Here is a 4,580-nt window from a genome sequence, read left to right on the forward strand (position 1 = left end):
CTGATAGTTGAACCAGATCATCGGCACGTCGGTGATCGGATTGCTGATCCAGGTCCCGGCGGCGGCCAGCAGGTGGTTGCCCCGCACCAGGCTGGCCAGGGCCACCCCCAACAGGGTCTGGAAGCCGAAGATCGGGAAGCACCCATGAACACCCCCGCCGCCAGCCCCCGGGCCCGCTGGCCGTGGCTGCCCTCCTGGCGCCAGATCCATTCGATCGCCTGGCGCACCTTTCTGTTCGCCGCCCTCAGGGCCCGCGGCGGGGACAGAGACTGAAGGCGAAACGGTGCCGTGGGACCAGTGACGCGGGGAGATGTCCCGATTGGCGCGAACCCTAATGGCGACACCATCGCCGCAATTGTGCGCCTCTAGGGCCGTCATTTCTCCACGACGTCCTTCGCCGCACCCGCAGCGGCCTGGGGACCCACGCCGCCACCATGTGGGGACTTGAGCATCTGCGCTGCCGCGGCATCCCCTTCCAGGTGATCGCCGTGATCACCGAGGAGTCCCTCAGCCGTCCCCATGCCGAGTTGGCCTATCGCCAGTTTCTGCAGCGGTTCTGGGAGCTGTGGCAGGAGCACCCTGGGCAGATGCGGGTGCGGGAGTTTGAGGGCATCTGCAGCCTGGCCCAGGCCGATGCCCGCCTGGACTGCTCCGATATGAACAACCCCTTCGCGATCGTCAACGTGGATGCCCGCGGCGCCATCGCCACCTTCGATCCTGAGTTGCTCTCGGTGCAGACCGACACCTACGGCGACTTCGTGCTGGGCGATGTCCGGAGCGACAGCCTGGTCTCGATCGCCGGAAAGGCGAAGTTCCAGCGCATCCTGTCGGACATGCGCGCCGGCACGGATCGCTGCCGCAGCGAGTGTGCCTACTTCGGCCTCTGCGGGGGAGGTGCCGGCAGCAACAAGTACTGGGAGCGCGGCACCTTCGCCTGCACCCAAACCCAGGCCTGCCGCTACCGCATCAAGCTCACGGCCGATGTGGCGCGCGCTGGCCTGGAGGAGGCGCTGGGGCTGGTGTCCTAATCCCCCGTCGATGGTCCATACAGAAGAGCCGCTGCGTTGAGACAGCGGCTTTTGGATCTGGTGACCCTGATACCCCGGGGCGTGGGCAACCTGTCAAAGCAGGGGTTGTCTGGCGACCAGCCAGGTGCTGGTCGGCGAGGAGTCAAGACCGGCGGCGGGGAACATCGAAGCCAGTGGATCGGCGGCGCTGAGTTGGGTCTCGCCCAGGGAGGAGAGCTCAGCCAGGGCCAGGATCGGCTCGGTGCTGAAGGTCAGATCTTCGGGACGGGCTTCTGCCAGGACCGCCCGGTCGTAGGCGAAGGCATCGTTGGCTGCCGGAGCGAGGCTCGTGCCGCCGCCGATGATCGGGTCGACCGCTTCCAGGACGGTGTTCTGGGGCGCGGCGGTCAGCGGCGTGCCGTTGGCATCGACCATGAACTGCTGCTGGAGCAGTAGGCCTTGGCTGCTGGTGGGATTGGCCAGAGTGCTGGAGGAGATGAAGTTCCAGTTGCCATCCAGCGACCAGGTGCGGATCTGCCCGGTGGAGACCACTTTCCAGAGAATCTGGTTGGCGCCGTTGACGGTTTCAGCGGCGATGATCTGCCTGTCGGCGAATTGGCTGGTTTTGATCTGGGAGCCGCTCAAGCGGACCGCTGATGTGACGCCGTTGATCTGAACGGAAACCAGATCGGTGCTGGAGTCGCGCAGGAGTTGAACGGTGCCGTTGGGGTCCAGCACTCGGAGGGTGGTGGTCAGCGGTGTGCCGTTGGCATCGACCATGAACTGCTGCTGGAGCAGTAGGCCTTGGCTGCTGGTGGGATCGGTCAGGGTGTTGGAGGAGATGAAGTTCCACTTGCTATCCAGCGACCAGGTGCGGATCTGACCAGTGGAGACCACTTTCCAGAGAATCTGGTTGGCGCCGTTGACGGTTTCAGCCGCGAGGATCTCCCTGTCGTCGAATTGGCTGGCCTTGATCTGGGAGCCGCTCAAGCGGACCGCCGACGTGACACCGTTGATCTGAACGGAAACCAGATCGGTGCTGGTGCCGCGGAGCAGTCGCACGGCGCCGTTGGGATCCATGACCTGGGTGGTGCTGGTGGTCGGAGGTGGGGTCGTGGTTGGAGGCGGAGTGCTGGTGGTGGACTGAACAGTGCCACTAACCATGTACTGGCCGAGGCTGCCGTAGTCGGTGTAACCGGTGGGGGTGCTGGCGAGAGGAGTGCCGAAGCCCACCCCGTCGATGCCGAGGAAATACGTGCCCGCATCAAGGTTGATGGAGAAGCTGGCCGTGGTGAGATCAGCTGGATTGAAGGTCTGCAGGAGGGAGCCATTGGCCCTGTAGAGAGTGGCGGCGATGTCGAGATTGGACCCGAGGGGAGCGAGGTACTGGGTGATAGTGCTGGCTGTGCTGCCGATGTAGGCCCGGGCGGCGTTGACGATGTCGAAGCTCACCAAGCCGGCACCGGTGTCGAAGCGGAACATGTCGATGTCGGTGTTCCTCTCGATGACCCCGAAGCTGCTAAAGCTGAGTCCGCTCAGGGCCGTGGCCGCGGCGAAGCTGTTGCCGTGGTCATCGGCGGCGTAGCTGAAGCCGTTGTTTGCGGTGATGACGGCCAGGTCGTCCTGGGTGTTGTTGGCGCCGGTGTACTGGCCTTTGCTCCACTGGGTGAGGTTTTCGTCGTTACCAAGAAAGGGAGCGCCCATCAGGGTGCCCCAGCTGGTGGCGCCGGTGCCGCCATGGCCGCCGTAGTAGTCGGTGTTGGTGCCGGCCCCGTCATGGGTGAGGCCGAGGGTATGGCCCACTTCGTGGCTGGCGGTGTTGGCGGCGGCGTATTCCCCCCGGCTGAACACCAGGGCCACGTCATCGGTGTTCCAGTTGAAGCTGTTGTAGTAGGCGGTGCCGCCACCGCCGGCATTTTTGATGGCAGAGCCGGTGAGCAGGTTGAGGTTGCTGGTGAAGGCGACGCGGATGCCCCAGCGGTCGTCGCCGGTGCCAAATTTGCGCAGGTTTTCGCTGCCGGGATCCTGGGTGGTGACGTTGATGTTGAAGGGGGCAAAATCTTCCGCCACCTGCTGCCAGATGCGCTGGATTTCCGTCAGGGCGGCGGAGTCGAAGGAGGAATAGAAGGAGCCGAGGCTGAGGGCGCCACCGTTTTCCCAGGGTGTGGAGCTGATGCTGAAACCATCAAAGTCGAGGAAGATCGACTTCGTGGCGAGGGGATTGCTGTGGAGCTGGAAAGTTTTGCTCAGATCCACTGAGCCGGCCAGCGTGACCTGTCCGCTGAGGACGATGGGGGCCTGAGCGGTGGCGTCCGAGATGGACGGATCGGTGTCGATGGCGAGCTGGCTGCAGTCCTTGCAGAGGCAGCAGCCACTGCCTGAGGCGGTGGCTGTTGTGGTGAGCTTGGCGAAGGACACGCTCAGGACCTGATGGCTGCTCAGGGCGACGCTCGGGGAGGATTCGATGCGAGCGCTGGATTGGAACAGGGGTCCACGACCATCCAGAGCCGGCGCGAGGACGTTGCTGGTTTCTCTGCTCGTCGATCCGCCTGGTGATGGGATGGACTGCGTCGCTGAAAACTCCCACGTTGCGGCGGGGAGCGGGCCGCCGGTCTCAGGAGATGGTGTGTTGATCCGGTTCGGAACCAACGGATCGGATGGGCGACTGCCTCGACTGAACCATTCGGGAAAGAGAAAAGCACCGGCCAGGGAGCTCGTCGGATTTGATGCGGCAGTCAAGACCATTTTGCGAGAGAACAATCAGAGTCAGTGGACCCTGCTAGAGGGTTGCATTCTTGGCAGCCTAAGCATCCAGAAGAGCAGCGAGGTTAGATGTCCCAGAGCATTGGGACATCTAACTTTCGGGTTGAGTTGATATGAATAGGGCCCCAGTCATCCCTGGTGGGATCAGTGACCCATCCGATCAGATGTGCCTTTGAGTTCGCGATAAACTGTCGGTAAAAGTTGATGTTCGCCGGTGAACGATGGAGATGACTTAGGCGGCCGAATGCGCCGCCTAAGTCATTAAGCTCTACGACAGTTGGGTTCGCTGCAGCCGCCGGGATCCTAGACTATCCCCCCCCTCTCCAAAAAAATTCACGCCTACAATGTGTTCTGGAGCTCTTTCTTGCCGATTGGATGGGGCCAAAGAATTTCATTGGCGGAAAGGGTTGTAGTTCCTGGGCTGATGCGATAGGCCCAGATTGATCCCCTATCCCATTGGCTAAACGGGCCCCCAACATTGGCTAGAGGGGCCTCAAGGCTGCTCTGGCTTGATGGCCGTTGGTGACTATAGTCGAGGATGGCTTGGCCCAACTGTGGGTCGCATCCATTGGGCCAGCTCACCTCCAGCTTCCCGGACTGGGGCGCCGTGGTTATGGGCGCCTTTCACCAGAGTCTGGATACGACTTGCGCTGTAGCCACCGCAGGCACAGGAGGCCACTGAGGGGAGCCAGCACAACGCCCACCACGGCCGAACCGAGCAGCAGCCGGGAGGTGAAATCCCAGCCGAGCTGGCGCAGGGTCTCGTGATGCAGGAGCGGACCGCCGGGCCAGCCCTTGCCGGGTCCCAGC

2 protein-coding genes and 2 pseudogenes are annotated in these 4,580 nt (G+C 63.0%); 1 reads left to right on the plus strand and 3 read right to left on the minus strand.

The genetic code is table 11. The annotated features are described in order from the left end of the window. Window positions 1–347: pseudogene (locus KQ305_RS00005) on the minus strand (DUF2062 domain-containing protein); the annotation flags it as partial. A gap of 87 nt (window positions 348–434) precedes the next feature. On the opposite strand from KQ305_RS00005, the gene KQ305_RS00010 reads away from it, so the two are divergent. Continuing rightward, window positions 435–1,028 (plus strand): hypothetical protein, encoded by a 594-nt coding sequence (locus KQ305_RS00010; RefSeq protein WP_259723437.1) that lies wholly within the window; start codon window positions 435–437, stop codon window positions 1,026–1,028. Window positions 1,029–1,121: 93 nt separating this feature from the next. Here KQ305_RS00010 and KQ305_RS00015 read toward each other — a convergent pair whose 3' ends face one another. Together KQ305_RS00015 and KQ305_RS00020 are read right to left on the minus strand one after the other, a co-directional pair. Then, a complete protein-coding gene (locus tag KQ305_RS00015) occupies window positions 1,122–3,425 on the minus strand; it encodes a zinc-dependent metalloprotease family protein (RefSeq protein WP_259723438.1) in 2,304 nt (767 codons plus the stop codon). A gap of 956 nt (window positions 3,426–4,381) precedes the next feature. After that, a pseudogene (locus KQ305_RS00020) lies at window positions 4,382–4,580 on the minus strand (DUF2062 domain-containing protein); the annotation flags it as partial.

The organism is Synechococcus sp. CS-1332 (genome assembly GCF_025127995.1).
GTDB lineage: Bacteria > Cyanobacteriota > Cyanobacteriia > PCC-6307 > Cyanobiaceae > Cyanobium.

Coding starts and splice junctions, on each gene's coding strand:
- KQ305_RS00010 (WP_259723437.1), top strand. CDS start 435: ATGTGGGGACTTGAGCATCTGCGCTGCCGCGGCATCCCCTTCCAGGTG.